This window comes from Shewanella sp. MTB7, from assembly GCF_027571385.1.
In the GTDB taxonomy this organism is placed as follows: Bacteria; Pseudomonadota; Gammaproteobacteria; order Enterobacterales; family Shewanellaceae; genus Shewanella.
This window is the reverse complement of record NZ_CP085636.1, coordinates 2,369,183-2,392,780: the sequence shown is the minus strand read 5'-3', so window position 1 is coordinate 2,392,780 and position 23,598 is coordinate 2,369,183. Positions and strand designations below refer to the sequence as shown.

The following is a 23,598-nucleotide window of genomic DNA, read 5'->3' as shown; positions in this document are numbered from 1 at the left end:
TCTCCCTAAAACGAATTAAAATTTAGCGGCAAGGCTTTAAATTCGGCCACTGTATAAAAAGAACCAAACACAATCACAGCATCTTCAGGTGTCAGTTTTGAACTGAGTTCACTCCATGCAGCACCTAGACTAGCATATTGCGATGATGAGCCTGAAACCCTTAATGCCGTTTGCAACTGCTGTGGCGTTGCACTTCTCTCAGTGTCGAGTGCAGTGAATGACCAATGATCGATCTGCTCAGCCAATATATTGATCACTTCAGTACAATCTTTATCTTTTAGCATGCCACATAATGCATATAATCGCTTAAATTTAAACGTATTGAGACGTGTAGCCAAATATCTGGCTGCATGAGGATTATGGGCGACATCAAGTATAATTAATGGCTGCTCACACACCAACTCAAATCTGCCTTCAAGACGGGCATTACCTATCGCTTTCTTAATGATATCAGTGGAGATTTCAGGCCAACCAAGTTCAATCACTGCCAGCGCTGTTGCCGCATTTGGAAGCGGTAATTGAGGTACCGGCAACCGACTGATCACACGTGTACTACCATTAAAATCCCAGTACAGAGGATTATTTTGAACAACGTGATAATTAAAGTCTTTACCAACACAGTAAAGCTCAGCCCCTTTTAGTTTAGCAACGTCCAATAAACCAGTTGGAATATCAGGCTCACCAACAATCGCGGGTCTAGATGCACGGAAAATTCCAGCCTTTTCAACCGCAACAGATTCACGGGTATCACCTAAGTACTCCTGATGATCCAGATCGATTGAAGTCACCACCGCAATATCAGAGTCGATAATGTTAGTGGCATCTAATCGGCCGCCTAATCCCACTTCGAGCAAGATAACATCCAGTTGTGAGGACTTAAACAGATAGAGGCCAGCTAATGTCGCAAATTCAAAAAAACTTAAAGAGATATCTTCCCTAGCACGGTTAATAACAACAAATGCTTCTACGACTTGAGTATCTAACGCATCGACTCCATTAATTCTGATACGTTCATTGTACTTAAGTATATGTGGTGAGCTATACACGCCAACACGGTGTCCTGCCAGTAATAAAATGTGCTCAAGCATTGCACAAGTGGTCCCTTTGCCATTTGTACCGGCAACCGTCACCACCTTAGTCTTACCCAACGCTCTTAGGCCAAGGCGATCGGCAACGATGGAGACTCGATCTAACCCCATATCAATTTCAGTTGGATGTATCAGCATCAGGTAATCTAACCATAAGGCTAAACTGGCATCTATAGTTGGCACTTTAGGCATAAATTTATTGTTCTTAATTAATGAGTTAAAAATAACACCCTTAGCGAGTCGAATAGGGATATGTAGCAGACCTATTAATCCAGCATAAACAGAGGGCCTAACGCTAACTTAGGCAATTCATATCGTTCTGGATATGTCACATCGACCATATACAAACCATTAGGTTTCGCCGTTGGCGCAGCCTTACTTCTATCTTTTAATGCGAGCAACTCAGGGATCCACTCATGGCTTTGGTGTCCCAAACCGACTTCAATTAAGGAGCCAACAATATTTCGTACCATGTGGTGTAAAAATGCATTGGCCTTAATATCGACACAGATATACATACCTTGTCTGGTAACATTCACCTCGTGGACATTACGATTAGGTGACTTTGACTGACAGTGAAGCGCTCTGAAACTGGTAAAATCATGCTCACCCACAAAGTGCTGAGCCGCTTCATGCATCTTTTCCTCGTCTAAATGAGTTCTGTAATGGCTAACTCCTAAGCGCAAAATTCCGGGACGTAGCTGATAGTTATAGATCATATATCGGTAGCGACGTGCCGTGGCAGAAAAGCGAGCATGAAAATCCTCATCAATCACTTTTGACCACCTTACAGCGATATCATCAGGTAAGCTGACGTTAACACCTAAGGTCCAAGCAGAGTCTTTACGTATCGCATTTGTTTCAAAATGAACAACTTGGCCTGTAGCATGAACACCGGTATCGGTTCTTCCAGCACAATGAACAGTAATAGGCTCATTGGCCACTTTCGATAAGGCTTTCTCTAGCTGAGACTGAACAGAGTCAACTTCAAGCTGACGCTGCCAGCCAAAATATTTACTGCCATCATATTCGACACCTAACGCTACTCGCATACAACCTCTTAACACCTTTAGTCTACTGTAAAAAAACAGCAGAAATACTCGAATCTATTTGGGGCTGGATTCTAGCATAACGAAATAAAAAAATGGCGCCGAGGGCGCCATTTTTTATCGAGTGCCAATCAGTATGAGCACAAGATCGAACAGGGTTTACGTCAAGCTACTGATCAAACCTTCAGCTTCTTGTTTTTGATTGTCATTCCCATCTAGCTTCACTTCCTGTAGTAATGCAATCGCACTGTCATTATCATCGATCTCAATATAGGCACGAGCTAGATCTAACTTAGCGTTAACCGAGTTTTCCTCATCATCAACGTCCACCATAGTGGCATTGCCCATCAAATTATCGAGTTCTCCCATATCGACATCAAGCTCTTTGTATTGATCGACTTCAACGATATCTTCATCGGCTTCGTTAAGTAGACGATCTATATCGATAAAACCGTTATCTTTTTGGAAATTGGTGAGATCGTGCTCATCAACTCCATTGGACGTAGCCTCTACACTTTCTTGAGCGTCTAATGCCGCTAAAGCTTCATCTACCGTTATTTTATCTTCATCAATTGATTCAGGAGACAATGATTCAATATCTGCAATTGAACTAGCTAACTCGCCGTCCCACTCTACATCATCATGGCTATTGTCTTTATTGCCCTTAAGATCACCAAAGAAACTGTCCTCTTTAATGGGCTCTGGCTTAGCATTAGATGCTTGCTCAGCCGATTCTAGATCTGCAAGTAAAGCATCAAGCGCTTCATCAACTTGTTCCTCTGGTTTATCAGATGGAGCAGCCTCTAAATCTGATGTTTCTATCTCTAATTCAGCCGCAATCTCTTCGCCGAGGTCATTATCCGAAGAATCACTTGTTGAGTCATCTTCTGAGCCACTCTCTGAGTCATCCGTAGGTTCATCAAACCCAGCCAGTAAAGCATCAAGATCGGCTTCATCAACTTGCTCTTCGCCTTTATCCGTTGCATCCGCGGCTAATTCAGCCGCTATCTCTTCGCCTAGGTCATTACCCGAAGAGTCACTTGCAGAGCCATCTTCGGAGTCAACTGCAGAAGCAGCTTCTGAGCCACTCTGTGAGTCATCTGTAGGCTCATCAAAACCAGCAAGTAAAACATCAAGATCGGCTTCATCAACTTGCTCTTCGCCTTTATCGGTTGCATCCGCGGCTAATTCAGCCGCTATCTCTTCGCCGAGGTCATTACCCGAAGAGTCACTTGCAGAGCCATCTTCTGAGTCAACTGCAGAAGCAGCTTCTGAGCCACTCTCTGAGTCATCTGTAGGCTCATCAAACCCAGCCAGTAAAACATCAAGATCGGCTTCATCAACTTGCTCTTCGCCTTTATCGGTTGCATCCACGGCTAATTCAGCCGCTATCTCTTCGCCGAGGTCATGACCCGAAGAGTCATTTGCAGAGCCATCATCTGAGTCAACTGCAGAAGCAGCTTCTGAGCCACTCTCTGAGTCATCTATAGGCTCATCAAACTCAGCAAGTAAAGCGTCAAGATCGGCTTCATCAACTTGCTCTTCGCCTTTATCAGTTACATCTGTGGCTAATTCAGCAGCAATCTCTTCGCCGAGGTCATTCCCGGAAGAGTCACTTGCAGAGTCAGCTTCTGAGCCAACTGCAGAAGCAGTTTCTGAGTCATCTGTAGGCTCATCAAACCCAGCCAGTAAAGCGTCAAGATCGGCTTCATCAACTTGCTCTTCGCCTTTATCGGTTGCATCTGCAGCTAATTCAGCAGCAATATCTTCGCTAAGGTAATTCCCGGAAGAGTCACTTGCAGAGTCAGCTTCTGACTCATCAGCTCCTTCAAGTAAGCCATCAAGATCAGTTTCATTGCCTTGCTCTTCGGCCTTATCGGTTACATCAACGTCTAATTCAGTGACGGTCTCTTCGCCAAGGTTATCTTCACCTATGCCATCAAGGAGTGAGTCTAAGTCTTCTTCATCTCCATCTTGTTCACCCATGGCTTCAGCCCAAAGCTCATCCAGGGATTGGCCTTCATCTTCCGCCTCTGCATCGATAACAGCCTCTTCTGGAGCTTCTTCCTCGCCCGGATCAACAAACATCTCGCTCGCCATGTCCATCTGCTCAGAATCAATCTCCATCTCAACTTCAGGTTGAAGTTCACTAGCATCGACATTCATCAGAGAATCAAGTGAGCCCTCATCTTCTTCGGTGTCTAGATGAACAGCCATATTATCGAGATCATCTTCGACATCAGTCTCTATTTTCTCTGATCCTGCTGCTGCTGACTCTGGTGCCTCTTGCACTGTGCTGGTTTCAGCTTCGTTCTGCTCACCTTCATTTCGACGACGTTTTAAGAATAACCACAACAATATTAAGAAAATAAACGCAGGTATTGCGGTACCTAATATTAAAGTCAGTGGGTTGCTCATTAACTCTTTCCACTTGATACCTTCCTCTTGTAAAGCCGGAAGGTCCATCTGAGCAAGTCTCTCTTTTAACGCTTCAACATCAGTCGATAAAGATTCACTTTTTAAGCGACTCGCCTGAAGTTGCTCCTGTAAGATGGCAATCTCTTCATTTAACCCATCAACCTTTTCAGTCAGCAACCCGATATCATTACCACTAACACTTAACTCGTCTTGAGCTCTTCCCAGTTGATCAGTAAGTTGTAAATTCTTATCTTGTGCAACTTCAAGCTCTGCCAACATCTTACTGTTATCAACTTCACTTGTTTCAGCATTTTTTGTTGGAATAGCTGGAATAGACGTGGAAGTAGAAGAAGCCGCGCTCTCAACTATATTAGTAGTGTCAACTTTAGACACGCTAGGTTTTACTACTGCGACAGGTTTAGCCGTTAATTTTTTCCAGCCCGCGTCATTTCGCTCAGCACGCTGCTTAGCTAAGCTTTTTGGAATGGAGAGCATCAACTCTTTAGATGGGATGAGCAGTATCATCCCCTTCTCTAGACTATTATAATTAGGGCTTGAAAATGCGTGGGGGTTAGCATCGTAGATAGCCCCCATCACCTGATAGATACTCACATTCGCATCGGGTTGCATCCTCTGGGCTATACTCCAAAAAGTATCAGAAGATCGAGTTGGACCGTATTGCCTGTTTGTCTGCCTGACTTCGCCGTCGGGACCCGTTATCTTTAAGGATTCGGCAGCGAAAACGGTTTGTTCAACAGAACAGGTGATCAAGACCAATAATACTGAGGCTATTAAACCGACAAGATACGGAGTGCGAAAGTTCATTCATTCTTCCCTTTCAAATGCAGTAGCTGGCTAATATGCGCATAGCTTTAGGCAATTGTATTTATTGAGATTACTATAAACCAGAAATCAATGGTCTGCTACTGTTCACAATTCAAAAACAAGTGTAAAGACTAAAAAGCCTGCAATATGCAGGCTTTTTCAACATAATTGGCTAAATGTTCTCAGTACTAATAATAATCTCTGATCAACACTTCGGCTATCTGAATACTATTAAGAGCAGCACCTTTTCTTATGTTATCAGAGACTACCCACAAGTTTATGCCATTGTCATGAGAGATATCTTTACGCACACGACCCACATATACAGGATCGCTGCCTGCGGCATCGGTAACCACAGTAGGATACTCTTCATCTGATTCAAATAGTTCAACCCCTGGTGCGCCTCTTAACACAGCCTTAACCTCTTCAGCATCAACAGGCTGTAATGTCTCTAAGTGAATAGCTTCTGAATGGCCATGAAAAACCGGTATGCGAACTGCTGTCGGGTTAACCACAATGTTCTCATCGCCGAAAATCTTCTGGGTTTCCCAGACCATCTTCATCTCTTCTTTGGTGTAACCATTATCCATAAATTTATCGATATGGGGTAAGGCATTAAACGCTATCTGTTTAGGATAAGCTTTCGGCTCAACTGGCAGTCCTTGAAGCAGCTTTGCACATTGGCTGGCTAACTCTTCAATAGCCTCCTTACCTGAACCTGACACAGACTGGTATGTCGCGACATTAATCCGTGAGATCCCAAATGCATCATATATCGGCTTTAGTGCCACCAACATCTGAATCGTAGAACAGTTAGGGTTAGCGATAATATTGCGGTTACGGAAATCGGCAATCGCTTCAGGGTTAACTTCTGGTATCACTAACGGTACATCAATGTCATACCTAAAGTGAGAGGTATTATCAATCACCACACAACCATGTTCAGCGGCTATCGGCGCCCATTTCGCTGACACATCACCACCTGCTGAAAAAAAGCCTATCTGAGCTTGAGACCAGTCAAAAGTATCAACATCAAGAATTTCAACCTGTTTACCGTGAAAACTCACCGTATTACCAGCACTACGACTACTGGCAAGTGGGAATAAATTAGCAACGGGGAAGTTACGCTCTTCGAGGATCTCTATCATAGTTTGACCCACGGCGCCCGTAGCACCTAATACGACAACATTAAATTCTTGCGACATAATTACAGACCGATCCTTGAAAACCCTAAATTGGACAACCAATTTACATCAGATTGCCCCGTACTTACTACCCTTAAGGCACTAAATTCACGCCGATGCTTATGATTTTTTCTCATAAGATCAAACCCATTGTTATTCGCGCAATTTACTTGGTGATTTTTTGATGAATGATTAAGAATAGTGGTCCTAAATTGTTCATCATCATCTCGTAGGTCATAAATAAAACGTGACAGTTGCAACAAAGCTTTTTCATTGGGGATGCTGTCGATATTCATCTGCTCACTCCACAAAGTAGGCAACAATGCAGTCATCGATTTATCTGTCTCCATACCTAGCACCTGCATTAACTTCTGGTACAACATATAAGTACCACGAGCTTTACCCTCCAAGCTGTATCCGGCAATATGCGGCGTTGCCAACTCAACAAAGGAGATAAGTTCTACCATAGGGTTAGGCTCACCTTCCCACACATCAAGCACCACTTTAATATCATCTCGCTGCTGCTTAACGTTTATTAAGGCACGGTTATCAATCACCTCACCTCGACAGCAGTTAAGCAACCAAGTATTGGGTTTAAGGCTATTGAGTCTTGCCTCATCGAACATGTACCAGGTTTTGTGCTCACCGGTGTTCGTCATTGGCACGTGTAAACTGATCACATTACAACGGCTGATTAACTGTTCGAGCGAAACAAAGCCACGTGGATCAGTCGCTTCAATCAAGGGATCATGTAACAGCACTTCAACGCCATAGGCCTGTAAACACTTAGCCACTGCACTACCAGTATTTCCAGCACCGACAATACCGACGACCTTATCTTTAAGTGTGGAACCAAAACGATTGGCCAACTCCAACATGGCGATAAAAGCAAACTCCCCCACTGCCGTAGCATTACAACCCGGCGCATTGCTAAAGGAGATACCTCGGCTAGCAAGAAGTTCAGTATCAATATGATCTATGCCAATAGTGGCACTACCTACAAATTTCAAACGAGTATTGAGCGACAATAATGTTTCATTCACTTGGGTAACCGAGCGAATTAGAAGCACATCAGCATCACGCACCTGCTCAGCTGTCAGCTCCCGGCCATTAACTGTTTCAATCGTTCCTAAGTCGCCAAACAACTGTTGAACATAAGGCATGTTTTCATCGGCAAGGATTTTCATATGGTTCCAAAAGTGAGGTGAATGCGTTGGATTAATGCATTCTAACAGCTTGAAATGAAGCTAGTTACATTTTTGATTCAATATCAGAGAGAGTTATCACTTATGCAGGATAACAAGTATTGGGAGTTTTCGAATATAGCCTGATTACATTTTCTTAGTTTGAGATTGAGCTTCAGGTAGCGTTGATATTGGGTAATTTGCTTAAAGACTCCCCTTGTTCAAAGTAGAAGTATTTAGATGATTTGATATGGTGCACTTGGATCTTGAATTCAGAATATACTATTGATTTATAGTGGCTTGAACGATATTTTATGAGAAATATAGTGTAATCCGATCACTTAGAATAGAAATAGGGTGGAGAAAAAAAGATAATTTAAGTAATCAAATGAAACCTATAATGAGTAGTTGCAATTGCCGGAATACGTGAGTGCCTTTTTATTTGAAACTTGTATCACAGAATTCTTGCAAGTCTAAACGTTCTATATTTTCATCTAGAGTTATGCCATACGTATCAGTGAACACACTACGCTCATATAGCTTGATAGGCTCTTTATAATAACTCCATGCTAGTGTGTGTGCTTTCTCGTGTAACTCTACACCAAACGAATCACCAGAGATTTTATACATAGCAGCACATGCTTCCATCTGTGCTGTTAGTTTTGCATCTACTCTGACAGCATCAGTAAAATTTACGTTCATGAACATCATCAAAGCTATTGTTAATAATGTTTTTATCATGATAGCCCCTTAAGCGACAATAGAATATTTGGCATTGTAATGGGAATATTGAAATGATACTCCACCTTCTTTTATAATAATTCGCTGACCAGATATAATGAACTTTTATTCCTATAACATGAAGATTTCTTATATATTTTCATTTTTAGAATCCTTTTGAAAGTCACTTACTAATTACTAGCTTTAATTGTTAACTATATTAATGCATTATTACCCCCCCCACCTATCGCACACATTCATTTGCAAGAAAGAAACATACGAGTAACATTGGCGAAAGAATGTAAATATAGATTAGACTATAAGCCGATTATTACTTTGTAGAGTCAATAAGTATTAATGATGATAGGTATTACTAAGTCGTCAATTAAAGTCGTTGATGAGAACAGCCATTAATAGGCTGAGATGTTGATATAAAAGAGTTATATCAGTAACAACTATAGAGTAGGTATAGTTAATTAATTCTCTTTTTTAATCAATTCAAGTGGTCACTATAATATCTACGAATGAAGTAATACTTTATAAAAATTAATATGAGCGAAGCATCAAGTCAGTGTATACAGCACTTATATAGAAAACTAACTCTTTGGGAAAGTTTTTCACAATAAAACTAATTATGCGGTAAGCCAATATTTTTTTCAGTACATTGTTCTTTAAATACGACAAACCTATTAATAATAGCCGTCGCTAACAATGATTGTTTTATCAGAACAATGACACAAATAATGACAGTAGTAAACCTGATTCATCTATACAAATATAAAAACTGAACTTTTTTCGTAAACAATTATTAGAACTTGTAACTTCAACCAGTTATAAAATAATCATGTCAATATTCAATCCTAAGCAATGGGCAAAAAATCACTTTCAACATACCAATTTAGGCGACTCACTGAATATTTCCAAAATGATTGAAATAAACTAATGGTCAACGGGTAAGTAGCCCTAGTAGTCAAGCCGGATTATCAGCCAAGGGCGACCAGAACCATCACAGAAACATTGAATGTGGTGCAGGTACATAGAGGCAGCGAATGACGAAGCTGGATAATTTAGGAAGAGCAGTGTCAATACTGGCTTTTATAGGAGTGAGATGACTGCAACTAAGAGAAGCACTAACGTTATCTATTTATCTGCATAAACTAGGGCCTGCCAGAAGAAGCCTGTGTAATGGAAAGTGAGTCCTGTGGTCCAATGTTAGAACAAAATGAATGGAGATTCTTACTACTGATTAGCCCTATAAAAGGACACAATAGTTCAGTAACGCCGACGCAGAAGTACTTACACATTCGGCTCACTCCTTGGCATATGACCCATGAGGGGATAGAAATATCTTGATGATGTAGGCAACATCATTGACCTGCCACTGCGACATTAGTGCATCATACCCTTAGGGATAAGAAGTGTCTTATATCTGTCCTAAACATACAAGACCCTGCACGGCACCTGCTGCAAGCAATAAACACCAATTCAGATATGGTATTCAACAAACCAACCAAGCGAACCCACCCCAAAAGATACTTGAAACTTGTGATCTGACAAGTCCCAAGTATGGTTAATACCATTTACTTCTCGATAACGAGTTGCCCTTTCACCCAGACTTTACGGATGTTGTGGCGGCTGTTAAGGCAGATGATTTTCTCCAGTTTATCTTTCACTGTATCCATCTCATCTAGAATGAAAATATTACTATCAGCAATAGCGGTATCGATAACTAACGCATCAAACTCAAAGCCTGGCTGGAATAAGCCAACCTTAGCATCAATCGCTTGGCCGCCGCCCACGGTTGCTAACCAATAAGCTTCTAAGAAAGAGATGCGCGATCCTTGCTCGCCGCGCTCATTGGCAGCTAAATAGGTTGATGTGCCATCTTCGCGCACGCGAGAGTGATTAACCGCATCTAAACAGCTATGGAATATTGAAGGAATCGGTGCTCCTGCAAGATCGCTTCCTAGTCCACATTTAAGATCATTATCTAAGATCTCACGGGTCTGCATTGCTGCATTAGCAAAGTACATATTCGATAGCGGGCAGTGAGCAATACTCGCGCCAGTGGATTTAATCAGTTGATGATCCGATGGCGTTAAAAATATCGAGTGAGCTAAAATGGTTTTACTCGTCATTAAACCAAAATCATTATATATCTCAACGTCAGTCTTACCATATTGTGCTTGGCTGTAATCTCGTGCCCAATCACTTTCTGAACAGTGCGTTTGCACATGGCATTGATACTTTTGCACCAACTCACCTAGACCTTGTAGCAATTGTGCAGTACAGCTTGGGACAAAACGTGGCGTAATGACTGGCGAGACGAGTTGAGCTTCATTCCCTTCGATGGCCAGTACTTGCTCAATGAACTGCTCAGTTTCTTGTAAGGCCGATTCAGTCGATGACTCAATATAAAAAGAGGGACACTGTGTAGGCTCATCCATGTTGACCTTACCAATATAGCCGCGCTGGCCTTGGCGAAGACATTCCCGTGCCAATTCCACTGATGTGTCTTTATGGATAGTGGCAAAATAAACAGCGCTGGTAGTACCATTCGCGAGCAGTGACTGGACTAATTGAGGATAAATCTTCTTGGCGAATGCCATATCTTCAAACTTGGCTTCAAGGGGAAATGTATAATCTTGTAGCCAATCATAAAGTGGTAAGTCTAAGCCTTTGCCGGCCTGGGGAAATTGCGGTGCATGTATGTGCAGGTCAACCATACCCGGCATCAAATACTGAGTTGGGCTGAGTTCTATTAGCTGCTGATGAGCCGACAAAGTGTCAATTTGTGCATGGTAATTGACATCACTCTTTGTGAGGACAGCCGAAATAGCACCCTGCTGATCAACTAAAATCAATGAATGAGCCGCATACTCAAAATCACCTTTCACTGGGCAATGAAAATACTGCCCCAATACACCAAACTTAATCTCAGACATTGACATACATCCATCTTGTTATTTATAGGGTTCACACGGGCGGGAGTATTACATGCGCACAATTAAATTGAATAAAATTAACTGCAATTTGTGACCAAGCTAATATACAAAGTTAAGCATCTACTTAAATGGTCACTTTTGGCTATAATCTCACTTCAAATACAGATGCTTTAATCTGCACCTAGTTTATCTTGTGGTATTACGCAAATTAGATTCATGCTGATAAGATGTTATTTGCAAAGTGATCAAGGTACTGTTATTCATACTTATTCAAATCATGTTCGAGTGAATACATCTCTTTATTTACACAGATAAATTTTCGCTATAGAGAAGCATGCCAATGATAGAATTGAAACCTCTTACTTCAAAACAACTTGGTTTGTTGATTTAACCAACAAAATTACTGCCGAAGTCGAATTGTCGAGTTCGGAATTCGTACCAAAAGGTCAAAAGTTTGTTGACAAGATTAAAGAATTGACCAAGGAGAAACTTGTAATAGCAATGATTGAACCTCTAAATGACCCCGATGAAACTTACTATAAATTACCCTACGATAGAGGAGAGTCCATCTGTAGTATGGTAGAGCAAAATACATAACGGGGTGATTTAAGATTTCTTAAACTTAAGAAACAAAAAAGAGAGCCTAAGCTCCCTCTCTTTATCGCGACAACATCAATCAAAACCCGTTGCACCATTTTTACATAAAAAATTACTTATACTTGCGCATAACCAATGTTGCGTTAGTACCACCGAAGCCAAAACTGTTACTCATAACAGTATTGAGCTCAGCTTCACGGTACTCGGTTACAACTGGCATACCCACCGCTTTTTCGTCCAAGTTATCGATATTGATACTTGGTGCGATAAAGCCCTCTTCCATCATGATCAGGCTGTAGATAGCTTCATGAGCACCCGCAGCACCTAATGCATGACCCGTAAGAGATTTAGTCGATGCGATTGGCGGTAAGGCATCCCCAAAGGTTTCACGTAACGCTTCAAGCTCACGCATATCACCCACTGGCGTAGATGTACCATGGGTGTTGATGTAATCAATGGGGGTATCAACATCAGCAAGGGCCATTTGCATACAACGTACTGCGCCTTCACCCGATGGAGCAACCATGTCATAACCGTCTGAAGAAGCACCATAACCTATGATTTCAGCATAGATTTTAGCGCCACGAGCGAGTGCATGTTCAAGCTCTTCAACAACAACAATTCCGCCGCCACCAGAGATAACAAAACCATCACGGTCAGTATCATAGGTACGCGATGCCTTTTCAGGCGTGTCATTGTACTTAGTTGACAGTGCACCCATGGCATCAAAACCCATAGTCAGAGTCCAATCAACTTCTTCAGAACCACCAGCAAACACCATATCTTGCTTACCCATCTGGATAAGTTCAGCCGCATGACCGATACAGTGTGCACTCGTTGCACAAGCAGAACTGATTGAATAGTTCATGCCTTTAATTTTAAATGGAGTGGCTAAACATGCACTGGCTGTACTCGACATAATGCGAGGTACAATGTAAGGACCAACACGCTTAACCCCTTTCTCACGAAGAATATCAGCAGCTTGAACTTGGTTAGCAGATGATGCACCACCGCAACCCGCGATAATTCCTACACGCGGATCTGAATATTGCTCTTCTGTTAAGCCCGCATCTTTAATCGCTTCAGCCATTGCTATATACGCATAGGCTGCAGCATTACCCATAAAGCGCAGGGCTTTACGATCAATATGCTCTTTAGGATCTAACTTGATATCGCCCCAAACATGGCTGCGAAGTTTCATCTCTTCAAATTGATCTGAGTGAGTAATACCACTACGGCCAGCTTTTAGTGACTCAGTGACTTCTTGCTTATTGTTACCAATACTTGATACGACGCCAAGTCCGGTGATCACGACTCTTTTCATTATTTACTTTCCATTTTGTACATTGAAGTACACCTAGAACCAGTTAGCTGCGGCTATAATATCGCTTTTACTGTATTTAAGTGGTCAGCTTTCCATAAACATAGGTAAAATAATGCCTAATATAAGCCGTAGAGTAAATTCATTGACCCTAGAATGTGAGAAAAATACGCAAATGAAGCAAGATACTGGCCTTTTCAGCTCATATGTCCAACTTTTGCCTAAAGAGTTCACTGACAAGCGAACATTAATCTGTGGCCAATTAGGCCTTGGTTCGATACAGCAACTCCTTTCATTAAGAGTCTGGTTACAATCTAGTGCAATCTCTGCTCAGGTCAACCTGAAAATATTTGAACCGGATCTAGGCACCATCGTTGATTTTATTTCACAGCTAGCTTCACTCACCGATAAAGGCACTCTACACACTGCTTTTATTCAGGACTTGATAAACAGTAACCCCGTGGCAATATCCGGTTGTCAAAGACTGATATTTGATGACGGTCGGTTTGTGATAGATCTTTACCTTGGCGATCCTCTCACCTCTCTACAGGATATGCGGCTCCCAGTTCAAACAAGATCTGCAGCTGAGACCTGTCTGTTAGATCTTTGGAGCATAAGTCTCGCCCCCATTAGTAGGCCATTCGACATCAATCAAACCTTGCTATGGCAAATGGCAAAAATCAGTAACAATGATGCAGTGCTTTGCAGTTTAGATCCTAACCAAAATGAACGTCTCAGCCAGCTATGTAATCACACCGGCTTTAGCTTTATCGCTTTGGACGTTGTGAATGACACAGTATCAATCGACTCAGCATCAAGTATGAGCCATAGCACCTTAGATTCTCAAATCAGTCAACAGGAGAGAGAAGCACTACGGCATGCTCAAGCACAGACTTCGCTCTATACCCCTTTGGCACATGCAGACTCTGACACGAAAGCTGATACTTTTGCCATTATTGGTGGCGGTGTTGCCAGTGCTCATCTAGCCCTTTCTCTCGCACAACGCCACAAAAAAGTACGTCTATTTTGCAACGATGGGTCATTAGCGCAACAAGCATCAGGTAATAAACAGGGCGCTATATACCCGCTATTAACACCTGATAATGGTTATTTAAGCCACTACTTTCAGCAGGGGTATCTCTTTAGTCGCCGCAGGTTACAGACTCTGCTCTCTGATGGTTTTACTGTAAGTTATGATTTTTGTGGTGTACTGCAAACGGGATTTGATGAGCGTAGCTGCGCCCGACTCGACAAAATCATTACGGCACAAACGTGGGATAAACAGATAGCGTATGCCATCAACAGTACCGAATCCAACGAAGTAGCCGGCATCGATATTGATAAAGCGGGAATATTCTATCCCCTTGGTGGCTGGATATGCCCCCATGAGTTTACTCAAGCCGCCTTTGATAAAGCCGCTCAATTAAGCGACGTTAGTGTTGAGTTTAATACTGACATATCCACAATTGAACAGATAAAAGGTCTGTGGTTCCTCTATAACAAAAGTGATGATGGAGCTGAGCAGGTCAAATTTGGGCCCTTTAACACCTTAATCTTAGCCAACGGACAAGGCCTCACTCAGTTTAAGCAGAGCGAACATCTGGCCGCCACTGGTTTCAGAGGTCAAGTGAGTCATATACCCGCTCGAAACAAGCTGTTAAAACTCAATACTGTACTTTGCTCACACGGTTATCTGACCCCGCAAAATAACGGTTTTCACTGTACTGGTGCCAGTTACATTAAAAACCCGCAACACCTTGAATATTCCCCGAATGAACAAATGGAAAACCTGCATAAAATCAAACAGAGTTATCCAGATAAAACCTGGACTGACGATGTGGATATTAGCGATCATAGGGCACGAGTTGGCGTGAGAATGGTAACCCGAGATCACGCTCCTATGATGGGATGCGCGCCGAATATTGATAAAATATTAACTAATTATCAACAACATCAGCATACTAAAGCCAGTATAAAGTATTGGCAAGAGACACCAGCACCGATACATCAAGGCCTGTTTATCTTAGGCGGACTGGGCTCCCGCGGAATATCCTCAGGCCCTCTGGCAGCAGAGGCGTTGGCAGCGCAACTTTGCGGTGAAATAATCCCACTTGATGGACCAACGCTGGATATGCTTAACCCTAATCGTATGTGGATGCGTAAATTAATCAAGGGCAAAGCACTTTAATCATAGACGGAAAATATCGTTTATTACATCGCTTTGTGGCTGAGTCAACAGAGCGAGTTTACCCTTCTGTATTTGCTGAAAAATTAACAACCGCGGTATAAAACTCCGCGCTGTTTTCATGCTCAAAAATCCAATCCATGCGCTCACATATCCGCTCAACGATGACTAATCCGCAGCCATAGCCTTCGTTATACACATCGTGGCCATCATGGCGATTACTGATCGTTAAAATACTGCCCGTTAGGTTAATATCAATATCGCCGACACTGTAACTAAACGCATTCTTAATCAGATTATTAATGACCACGGTAATGAAGCTTTTTGGTGCATAAACTTGACTTGGTTGACTAATCATAAGCTGGTAAGTGTCATTATTTTTAGCAAACAATATTGCCAGTTCATCGATCTGCTTAGACAGTAAACGTTCCAGAGACTGCATTGCCATATACCGAGACTCAATCGAAGCTCGCCCCAATAATAGAAATGTATCAGTGAGTAGCTCCATCTCATCACTGGCACGCTCTAAACGTGCAATGGCTTTTGTGGCAATATGGGGAAGTTCTGGGATTTTTTGCAACAGTTCAGTCGAGCCTTTTATCACCATAATGGGCGTTCTTAATTCATGGGAGGCAAAACGGCTAAACTCCTTTTCCCGAATAAAGAAGTTACTGATATTAATTTTACTCTCAAGTAATGTGCTCTCTATCTCACGCGTCTCACGAAATTTGGTTTCGACATCAAATAACGCATTGCCAGGTGGCATTTGACTCACCTTCTCCTGAATCGTAGCCAATGGATGAGACAAAGTCCGCACGAAATAGAGCCCATAGAGAGCCATAGCAAGTGTCACAAAACCACCCAACATTAAAGTGTATGAGTGTAATTCAGACTCATAACTGTCTAAATAATCATCAGCATCATCCTGAAAAACAACATAGAGCAAGCCTTTTCCGGACGGATGTTCACTCACAATGAAGTGTTTATCTTCGCTGCCAATTAAATGTTCATACAAACCCGTTTGGGTGTATTGGGAGAGCCAAACAGGCATATTCTGCTCACTCCAATAACTGGTAAACTCTGAAGTATTTGGCAGTGGCGCATCAAAGCCAAACTTATCAAAATTTTTTACATATTGGCTCGCCTCAGTATCAAGCCAATGATGCAGACTCAACACTTCAAGCTTGTCTTCAGCGACATAGAGAAGAGAACCAAACAGACTGAAGATAAGCAAAGTCATCAAACCGAAACTCCAGCGGAGCTTCCAGTAGAAACTGGGGAAATGACTATGGTCAGCTATCGGGATCTTATCCATTCTTCTCTCATTTTTTATAATTCATAGTGCAAGTACGCGAACGGTTAAGCTTTTATTCGGTAACCTTGTCCGTGTAAGGTTTCCAAACATGATTCAGTAAACCCTTTATCCAAGGCTGTCCTTAAGCCATACACGTGACTCCGTAGCGAGTCGCTTTCAGGTGAATCATCCCCCCAAAGCACTTGAATAATCTCTTTTCTGCTAACGATGGCTGGCGCATGCTTAAGTAATAACTTCAAAATTTTAAGTTGTGTACGACTCAGTTTTATGTCGACCCCTTGCCGACTCACTTTATCGGTACTGGTATCGATGATGATATTGGCAAAAGCAAGTTGACCAATGTCACGTCTGGGTCCTCGGTTATCCAGAGCATGTAGACGCAAACTCAGCTCTTCTAGCGCAAAGGGTTTAAGCAGGTAATCATCCCCTCCAGCTTTAAATGCCGCAACTTTATCTTCAAGATGATCTTTCGCGGTCAAAAATAGGATAGGCGTCGGGCAAAATAACTCTTGTCGTAGTTTCTTAACAGTAGAAATACCGTCCAACTTAGGCATCATGATGTCCATAATAATCACATCATAATAGTTGTCACTAATAAGCTTGATTGCACTCTCTCCATGATATGCACAATCGATTATCATGCCCTCAAGTTCTAAATAATCAGCAATAGTTTCAGATACATTATGATTATCTTCGACAATTAGCACTTTCATAAATTTCACGCCTTTATTTTTTCTTCACGATACCTTCACACTGGCGACATTATAATACAAATAAGTAATCTATCTCATTGAATATTAGGTAAAACAACTAATGAAAAATTTTCGTGTTAAAAATGTAGTATTGGCGAGCATACTCGCAACGTTTGTTGTTGGTTGTGGTAGTGGCAGTTCAGATGGCGGCACAACACCCCCAACTCCAACGCCGACTCCTGCCAAAATTTTTGGCACAGTTGACAGCATTTCACCGACAAACCAAACTATCACAGTCAATGGACGCACACTGGCAACTGCTAGCGCAATGGTTACTTATCAGCAAGATACGCTGACGACCGATGCGATAACTAAAGGTATGCAGGTCGAAATACTCACCGCAAACAATAGCGCCAAGGCCATAGCATTAGATCCAGCCATTACAGGTACAGTCTCTGCAATTGACCAAGATACTATCACTGTTAATGGGTTAGCATTCACCTATCCTCAGGCTCAACGTAGCAATGACATTACTGTCGGTAGCTGGGTGATGATCTCTGCTAAGCTACAAAATGATGGTAGTTGGTTAGCATCATCTATAACCTCACCTGCTGGCGTAGCTACACAAGAATCTGAAATTGAAGGCCGAATTTCACAATTAAATGAAGTCGCGCAACAGTTCAATATTGGCACCCTTGTTGTTAATTACAGCAATGCCGAACTAGACCTTGAGGGTCAACAATTAGCTAACGGTCAATGGGTTGAAGTTGAAGGTCGCTATGACAGTCAAGATCTTACCTTGTTTGCACAAGAAGTCGATATCGAAAATGATATGGATTTTAATGATGCCGAAATTGAAGGCACTGTGACTTGGGTAAATACTGAGAAAACGCTTTTTGAGATTGATAGCCGCACTCGCATTTTAGTCACACCTACCACACAGTTTGAAGACGGCAAACTTATCGACTTGAATACAGGTCGCCATATCAGTGTCGATCTGATCACTAAAGGGACAGGACTTGAAGCCACTGAAATCGAATTTGAAGATGCATCAGGTTCGATTCCACAGCCATTTGCCCGTGAGTTTACTGTTGAAGGGCTAGCACAAGTAACTAATGGTGCATTCAGCATCAATGGTATTGAGTTTACCTTAGATGCAGGTACTTATTATGACGATGGTTTAACAGTCGGAACACTAAACAATACATGGGTTGAAGTTGAAGGTATTGAAGTTGAAGCCGCAACTCTGACACCTGCTCATTGGCTCGTTAAAGAGATAGAGCCAGAACTTAGAGAAACTAACATTAGTTTAGAAGGTCTAGTAAGCAACAATAGCTTATGGAACTACCCTTCATCTGATAACTCATTAGCTCGTTTTAACGACAAATGGGTTGAAGTTGAATGTCAATTAAATGGTGACGATTTATTAAAGTGCCGTTTAGATGATTAAACTTAGATAGCGTTAAGATAAAAAGAAACCCAGCAACGTCTGTTAGCTGGGTTTTTTATTGTCTTGATTAAGAGTAATACTCATAGGTATAACAATTAGTATCGCAAACCATTAAGATCTAACTTTCACCCGGTTGTTGTTATCCCGGCTACGTTTAATCAGCTCATCATTGGCTTCTTGATTATCTGACTTAGCCAGCCTGTCATAAAGCAATACGTTCACCGACGCAGCCAAGTTCATACAGCCAATGGTAGGCACGTATACCACCGCATCGGCATGATCAATAATCTCTTGATCTATGGTGCCATCTTCTGGACCAAACACATACAGCGCTTTATCTGGATGAACAAATTCAGGCAAAGGGATCGCGCCAACCACAAGATCGACACAAACAACTTTTATGCCATCAGCTCTCGCCGCAAGCAAACTCTCGACGCGCTCAAGCGGAATGTGATGCCCTGCTCTTTTGGTATCAGTATTGTATTGAGCATTGCCACTTCTGGCCGCCAATTCATACCTATTGCCCGTATAGAACACGGCGTCAGCTTGGTAGCAGCCAGCTGCACGCATTATTCCGCCGACATTAGTTGGACTCTTAGGATTCACAAGTCCTATCTGAACCAAACTCTGACTCACTGAACTCACGCGGCTAATCTATCACTAAGCTGCTTCCATGCAGAATCCACCAGTGCGTAATCGGTATCGGCAAGCTCTTGTTTAGCCAGTTCCATACATACGTCCATCTTTTCACTTAGGGCTGAAAAATCCTGTTCAACTTCAGTTTCAAGTTGTGAAATGGCCACAGCAAAATGTCCTTGTAGATAGCCACTGGCAAACAGGGAGTCTTCATTACCTTGAGCAACAATATCATCGATCCACTCATACAAGGTTGTTTCATACTGCTCTAACATAGATAACTCCACTCTTTTTACTCACAGCAAGCTGCAATATTTATTCAATGTGATGATACCAGATCGGGATTTGCCACCTGATACATCACATGATCATGAAAACCCGTAATGACGCGATAATAGCCACACAAGTCTCTGTCTAATTCAGGGTCGCCACTATCCACAATTAATGGTCGTCCTTCAAGTGCTTTTAGCTTAGTTTTAGTCGCCAAGATGATAATATTGTCTTTTGTGACCCTTTTTATCAGTTCACTGGACAGTTGTTGATTTCCTCGACCTAAAATATGCCCTTGACCACCGATTAAGGTGATGACTAATTTTACTGGTTGATTAAGCGTGTGTTCAAGCAATTGAGCAGCACTGAGATCAGAAGCCACCAGTCGTCTGTTCCGAACTAAGTCGACTCCAAGCAAGGTATTATCCAGTTTAAGCTCTTCCATAACCGCAGCAACAGTGGAGCCTGATCCCATGATATACAGCTCATCTTCCATGGTATCGAGCACTTCAGCGGCAATATCGAGTAGCACCAACTCATCAACCTCCACCCCACCCATCTTCACCGATTGAATATACCTTGGTTCAGCAGGTACTAACATCTCGCCAAAACGGCGCGCTTTCACCATCCCCTGCCTGAAAGCCACTTCGTCAATATCCATTACATCTGCATGCATCAGACTCACGAGCTCACCATCAAGTAGCATCTTAACTACGGTTCCACTGGCATGAGGCGTAATGCCATACACACCTGAATGGATCTTTACTCCCGCAGGAACACCCAATACAGGCAGATGATCCTCAGCAACACTGTAGATATCACGCGCAGTGCCATCGCCGCCAGCAAACAACAATAGATCTAAGGTCTCCTCTAATAAGACCTTCACGACCGCTTGGGTATCAGTGGCTTGCGTCTCTTGATTGACTTGATGTACGACTCTCACATCAAACCCCATCTCTTTAGCTAAAGACTCCCCCATGGGACCCGATGCAGTAATGATCTCAATACGATTTTGATAAGGTAATATCACCTCAAGCGCCTGTTGCATACGCAAATGAGACTTAGGTGATGCGCCTCTGGCGATAGCCTCAGCCGCGACACCGTCACTGCCTTTTAAGGCAACACTGCCCCCTAACCCAGCAAGGGGGTTAATGAGCAAACCTAAACGAAATCGAATTGTCATTGAGTATCCTTGTTCAATTGATAATTAAAATCAGGCCGAAACTGGACTTTTCTCTGCCTTGGGTATAAAAAATATGGTTAGCATCGAGAGGAACGCACAAACAGCTGCTGCCGCCCAAGCAAGTGATGCCCCTGAACCATCTCCCCAGATCATGCCACAAAGCCAAGTGCCCAGTGCACCTCCGACACCGAAACTGAGACTAGCATAAAGCGCTTGGCCTTTACTGCGATGACTAACATCGAAATGCTGATGTACAAATTGAATAGAAGCCGCATGCACCAAGCCAAAGGTAAAAGCATGTAAAAGTTGGCTAATGCCCAATAGGATATAGCTTTCGACAAAATATGCCATCAGCAACCAACGCACAGCCGTAAACCCCAGACTCACAATTAACAGTCGATTGACCCCATAGCGACTCAATAAGCGTGGTGCCAGCATAAACATTAAAATCTCGGCGAGCACGCCTAATGCCACGTATATACCCGCTATTGCTTCACTGTAGCCTGACTGTTTAAGGTACAAAACAAAGAAGCCATAAAATGGCCCCGCACTCATCTGCAATAAAGTGGCTGAGAGTAGAAACCAAAATAGGGCTTTATCCAACACTAATTTAGGTTTATCAGCATTATGCTTAGTCACCACCCGCTCTGAAGGCAATGGTAACGCGCTCAAGAGTAAACCGATAAAGAGTGCCATACCAACATAGGGTAAAATTTCAGTGCCCCAAGCACTAATGCCAAAACCAACTCCCACTACGAAAATTAGATAGCCCAGACTTCCGAAGCTGCGAATGGAACCGTAACGAGAGGTATTTTCGCCTAATGTTTCAAGGGTTATCACCTCTAACTGGGCTAAAATTGCATTCCAGAAAAAAGTGTATATGGCTAAACTCACCGCTAAATAGGTGAAGCTACCATTATAGAAAAAAGTCAGGTAACTCACTGCTGCAGCTGCAGCCCCCCACTTTACCAACTGAGATCGCATCCCTGTTTTATCGGCAACCATAGCCCAGACATTGGGCGCCACGATTCGAGTCGCCATTAAAATGGCGAGGAGAAAACCAATCTCCTGCGCATTAAAGCCTCTATTTTCGAAGAAGACGCCAAGGTATGGCACCATCACGCCTAAAATAGCAAAAAAGAAAAAATAACAGGCGCTGATCCAGCGCAGCTGTACACTAGCAGGAGAGGTTTGATTCATTGAGTTATATCTATCAGATTTTATTAAATATGAAGGTCGCGCCATTTTAACGTCAAGCGCGCTAAACAGTAACTAAGTTTTATAATTATTCACCAATCAGAACAATAAAAAAGGCGCTTAATGCGCCCCTTAAACTTTCTAGCTAGCCTATACAAACCTTTCTATTTAGCCTAAACAAAAAACAATTATCGCATGCCGATAATTGGCGTTTGACTATTAACATCCATATTCTGGGCTCTATGTCTTAGCAAGTGATCCATTAAGACTATCGCCAACATAGCTTCAGCAATAGGGACGGCACGAATGCCTACACAGGGATCATGACGTCCTTTAGTGATGACCTCAGCAGCTTCACCTTGAGCAGTCATACTCTCACCCGCAATGCTGATACTCGATGTTGGCTTCATGGCGATATGAGCTACAATAGGCTGCCCTGAAGATATACCACCTAAAATGCCACCAGCATGGTTAGAAGCAAAACCCTCCGGTGACATTAAGTCTCGGTGTTCTGAACCTTTTTGAGTGACGACATCGAAACCGTCGCCAATTTCAACGCCCTTGACGGCGTTAATACCCATGAGTGCATGAGCGATTTCGGCATCAAGTCGATCAAAAACAGGTTCACCTAATCCCACTGGTACGCCGGTGGCAATAACGCTCACTTTTGCACCAATAGAATTACCGCTCTTTTTAAGCGTTCGCATGTAGTCATCGAGTTCATCAAGTTTTGATGCATCAGGAAAGAAAAAAGCATTTTGCTCTATCTGGCTAAAATCTATAGTCTCAGCCTTGATTGGACCAAGTTGAGAAAGGAAACCATTAATCTCGATACCGTGAACTTGCTTTAAGTACTTTTTAGCAACCGCGCCAGCAGCAACCCGCATTGCTGTTTCACGGGCAGATGAACGACCACCACCACGGTAATCCCTAAAGCCATATTTTTGTTGGTAGGTATAGTCCGCATGACCAGGACGAAACAGATCTTTAATATTGGAGTAATCTTTACTACGCTGGTCGGTATTTTCAATCATTAAGCCAATCGAAGTACCCGTGGTTTTACCTTCAAATATACCGGATAACACACGGACTTCATCAGCCTCTCGTCTTGCAGTGGTATAACGAGAGGTTCCAGGACGTCGACGATCTAAGTCATGCTGCATATCAGCTTCATTGAGCTCGAGACCCGGAGGACATCCATCGATAATACAGCCTAAAGCTACACCGTGGCTTTCACCAAACGTTGTTACCACGAAATTTTGACCAATACTGTTTCCCGACATCCTATTTATTTACCTCTAAACTAGTGATTAAAATACTCAAAAAAACACACAATCTG

Annotated in this window: 17 protein-coding genes; 2 read left to right on the top strand and 15 right to left on the bottom strand. The window is 42.5% G+C overall.

The window, feature by feature from the left end:
• Positions 1 to 5: 5 nt before the first annotated feature.
• The 8 genes from folC to fabB form a co-directional block, all read right to left on the bottom strand.
• Positions 6 to 1,280, bottom strand: coding sequence for a bifunctional tetrahydrofolate synthase/dihydrofolate synthase (gene folC, locus HWQ47_RS10185; RefSeq protein WP_269971006.1), 1,275 nt, complete (start codon positions 1,278 to 1,280; stop codon positions 6 to 8).
• Positions 1,281 to 1,354: 74 nt separating this feature from the next.
• Positions 1,355 to 2,140 (bottom strand): tRNA pseudouridine(38-40) synthase TruA, encoded by a 786-nt coding sequence (gene truA / locus HWQ47_RS10180; protein ID WP_269971005.1) that lies wholly within the window; start codon positions 2,138 to 2,140, stop codon positions 1,355 to 1,357.
• Between the two features lie 156 nt (positions 2,141 to 2,296).
• On the bottom strand, positions 2,297 to 5,380 hold the full coding sequence (locus HWQ47_RS10175) for a FimV/HubP family polar landmark protein (RefSeq protein ID WP_269971004.1): 3,084 nt from the start codon (positions 5,378 to 5,380) through the stop codon (positions 2,297 to 2,299).
• Positions 5,381 to 5,568: 188 nt separating this feature from the next.
• Entirely contained in the window at positions 5,569 to 6,585 is a 1,017-nt protein-coding gene (locus HWQ47_RS10170) for an aspartate-semialdehyde dehydrogenase (protein ID WP_269971003.1), read from the bottom strand.
• Between the two features lie 2 nt (positions 6,586 to 6,587).
• The gene (locus tag HWQ47_RS10165) at positions 6,588 to 7,751 is read right to left on the bottom strand and encodes a 4-phosphoerythronate dehydrogenase (protein ID WP_269971002.1); all 1,164 of its coding nucleotides are present in this window, start codon (positions 7,749 to 7,751) and stop codon (positions 6,588 to 6,590) included.
• Positions 7,752 to 8,186: 435 nt separating this feature from the next.
• The gene (locus HWQ47_RS10160) at positions 8,187 to 8,489 is read right to left on the bottom strand and encodes a hypothetical protein (protein ID WP_269971001.1); all 303 of its coding nucleotides are present in this window, start codon (positions 8,487 to 8,489) and stop codon (positions 8,187 to 8,189) included.
• A 1,559-nt stretch (positions 8,490 to 10,048) separates the two neighbouring features.
• Positions 10,049 to 11,413, bottom strand: a complete 1,365-nt coding sequence (gene guaD / locus HWQ47_RS10155; protein ID WP_269971000.1) for a guanine deaminase — start codon at positions 11,411 to 11,413, stop codon at positions 10,049 to 10,051.
• A gap of 709 nt (positions 11,414 to 12,122) precedes the next feature.
• On the bottom strand, positions 12,123 to 13,334 hold the full coding sequence (fabB, locus tag HWQ47_RS10150) for a beta-ketoacyl-ACP synthase I (RefSeq protein WP_269970999.1): 1,212 nt from the start codon (positions 13,332 to 13,334) through the stop codon (positions 12,123 to 12,125).
• 112 nt (positions 13,335 to 13,446) lie between these two features.
• On the opposite strand from fabB, the gene mnmC reads away from it, so the two are divergent.
• The gene (gene mnmC, locus HWQ47_RS10145) at positions 13,447 to 15,519 is read left to right on the top strand and encodes an FAD-dependent 5-carboxymethylaminomethyl-2-thiouridine(34) oxidoreductase MnmC (RefSeq protein WP_269970998.1); all 2,073 of its coding nucleotides are present in this window, start codon (positions 13,447 to 13,449) and stop codon (positions 15,517 to 15,519) included.
• A gap of 58 nt (positions 15,520 to 15,577) precedes the next feature.
• Here mnmC and HWQ47_RS10140 read toward each other — a convergent pair whose 3' ends face one another.
• Both HWQ47_RS10140 and HWQ47_RS10135 read right to left on the bottom strand, forming a co-directional pair.
• Positions 15,578 to 16,831: a sensor histidine kinase gene (locus HWQ47_RS10140; RefSeq protein WP_269970997.1), complete on the bottom strand. Its 1,254-nt coding sequence runs from the start codon at positions 16,829 to 16,831 to the stop codon at positions 15,578 to 15,580.
• A gap of 44 nt (positions 16,832 to 16,875) precedes the next feature.
• Positions 16,876 to 17,544 carry a response regulator transcription factor gene (locus tag HWQ47_RS10135; protein WP_269970996.1) on the bottom strand — a complete coding sequence of 223 codons (669 nt, stop codon included), beginning with the start codon at positions 17,542 to 17,544 and terminating at the stop codon, positions 16,876 to 16,878.
• 100 nt (positions 17,545 to 17,644) lie between these two features.
• Between HWQ47_RS10135 and HWQ47_RS10130 the strand changes: the two genes are divergently transcribed.
• Entirely contained in the window at positions 17,645 to 18,973 is a 1,329-nt protein-coding gene (locus HWQ47_RS10130) for a DUF5666 domain-containing protein (protein WP_269970995.1), read from the top strand.
• Positions 18,974 to 19,084: 111 nt separating this feature from the next.
• Here the strand turns inward: HWQ47_RS10130 and HWQ47_RS10125 are convergent, their stop codons facing one another.
• The 5 genes from HWQ47_RS10125 to aroC all read right to left on the bottom strand — a co-directional run bounded on the left by HWQ47_RS10125 (position 19,085) and on the right by aroC (position 23,542).
• Complete coding sequence (locus HWQ47_RS10125) at positions 19,085 to 19,609, bottom strand: RNA methyltransferase (protein ID WP_442802108.1); 525 nt, start codon at positions 19,607 to 19,609, stop codon at positions 19,085 to 19,087.
• 5 nt (positions 19,610 to 19,614) lie between these two features.
• Positions 19,615 to 19,884 carry a YfcL family protein gene (locus HWQ47_RS10120; protein WP_269970993.1) on the bottom strand — a complete coding sequence of 90 codons (270 nt, stop codon included), beginning with the start codon at positions 19,882 to 19,884 and terminating at the stop codon, positions 19,615 to 19,617.
• Between the two features lie 44 nt (positions 19,885 to 19,928).
• Positions 19,929 to 21,062: an ATP-NAD kinase family protein gene (locus HWQ47_RS10115; protein ID WP_269970992.1), complete on the bottom strand. Its 1,134-nt coding sequence runs from the start codon at positions 21,060 to 21,062 to the stop codon at positions 19,929 to 19,931.
• A 30-nt stretch (positions 21,063 to 21,092) separates the two neighbouring features.
• The gene (locus tag HWQ47_RS10110) at positions 21,093 to 22,262 is read right to left on the bottom strand and encodes an MFS transporter (RefSeq protein ID WP_269970991.1); all 1,170 of its coding nucleotides are present in this window, start codon (positions 22,260 to 22,262) and stop codon (positions 21,093 to 21,095) included.
• Between the two features lie 185 nt (positions 22,263 to 22,447).
• On the bottom strand, positions 22,448 to 23,542 hold the full coding sequence (gene aroC, locus HWQ47_RS10105; protein WP_269970990.1) for a chorismate synthase: 1,095 nt from the start codon (positions 23,540 to 23,542) through the stop codon (positions 22,448 to 22,450).
• Between the last annotated feature and the right edge of the window lie 56 nt (positions 23,543 to 23,598).

Coding starts and splice junctions, on each gene's coding strand:
- folC (WP_269971006.1), bottom strand. CDS start 1,280: ATGCCTAAAGTGCCAACTATAGATGCCAGTTTAGCCTTATGGTTAGAT.
- truA (WP_269971005.1), bottom strand. CDS start 2,140: ATGCGAGTAGCGTTAGGTGTCGAATATGATGGCAGTAAATATTTTGGC.
- HWQ47_RS10175 (WP_269971004.1), bottom strand. CDS start 5,380: ATGAACTTTCGCACTCCGTATCTTGTCGGTTTAATAGCCTCAGTATTA.
- HWQ47_RS10170 (WP_269971003.1), bottom strand. CDS start 6,585: ATGTCGCAAGAATTTAATGTTGTCGTATTAGGTGCTACGGGCGCCGTG.
- HWQ47_RS10165 (WP_269971002.1), bottom strand. CDS start 7,751: ATGAAAATCCTTGCCGATGAAAACATGCCTTATGTTCAACAGTTGTTT.
- HWQ47_RS10160 (WP_269971001.1), bottom strand. CDS start 8,489: ATGATAAAAACATTATTAACAATAGCTTTGATGATGTTCATGAACGTA.
- guaD (WP_269971000.1), bottom strand. CDS start 11,413: ATGTCTGAGATTAAGTTTGGTGTATTGGGGCAGTATTTTCATTGCCCA.
- fabB (WP_269970999.1), bottom strand. CDS start 13,334: ATGAAAAGAGTCGTGATCACCGGACTTGGCGTCGTATCAAGTATTGGT.
- mnmC (WP_269970998.1), top strand. CDS start 13,447: ATGCCTAATATAAGCCGTAGAGTAAATTCATTGACCCTAGAATGTGAG.
- HWQ47_RS10140 (WP_269970997.1), bottom strand. CDS start 16,831: ATGGATAAGATCCCGATAGCTGACCATAGTCATTTCCCCAGTTTCTAC.
- HWQ47_RS10135 (WP_269970996.1), bottom strand. CDS start 17,544: ATGAAAGTGCTAATTGTCGAAGATAATCATAATGTATCTGAAACTATT.
- HWQ47_RS10130 (WP_269970995.1), top strand. CDS start 17,645: ATGAAAAATTTTCGTGTTAAAAATGTAGTATTGGCGAGCATACTCGCA.
- HWQ47_RS10120 (WP_269970993.1), bottom strand. CDS start 19,884: ATGTTAGAGCAGTATGAAACAACCTTGTATGAGTGGATCGATGATATT.
- HWQ47_RS10115 (WP_269970992.1), bottom strand. CDS start 21,062: ATGACAATTCGATTTCGTTTAGGTTTGCTCATTAACCCCCTTGCTGGG.
- HWQ47_RS10110 (WP_269970991.1), bottom strand. CDS start 22,262: ATGAATCAAACCTCTCCTGCTAGTGTACAGCTGCGCTGGATCAGCGCC.
- aroC (WP_269970990.1), bottom strand. CDS start 23,542: ATGTCGGGAAACAGTATTGGTCAAAATTTCGTGGTAACAACGTTTGGT.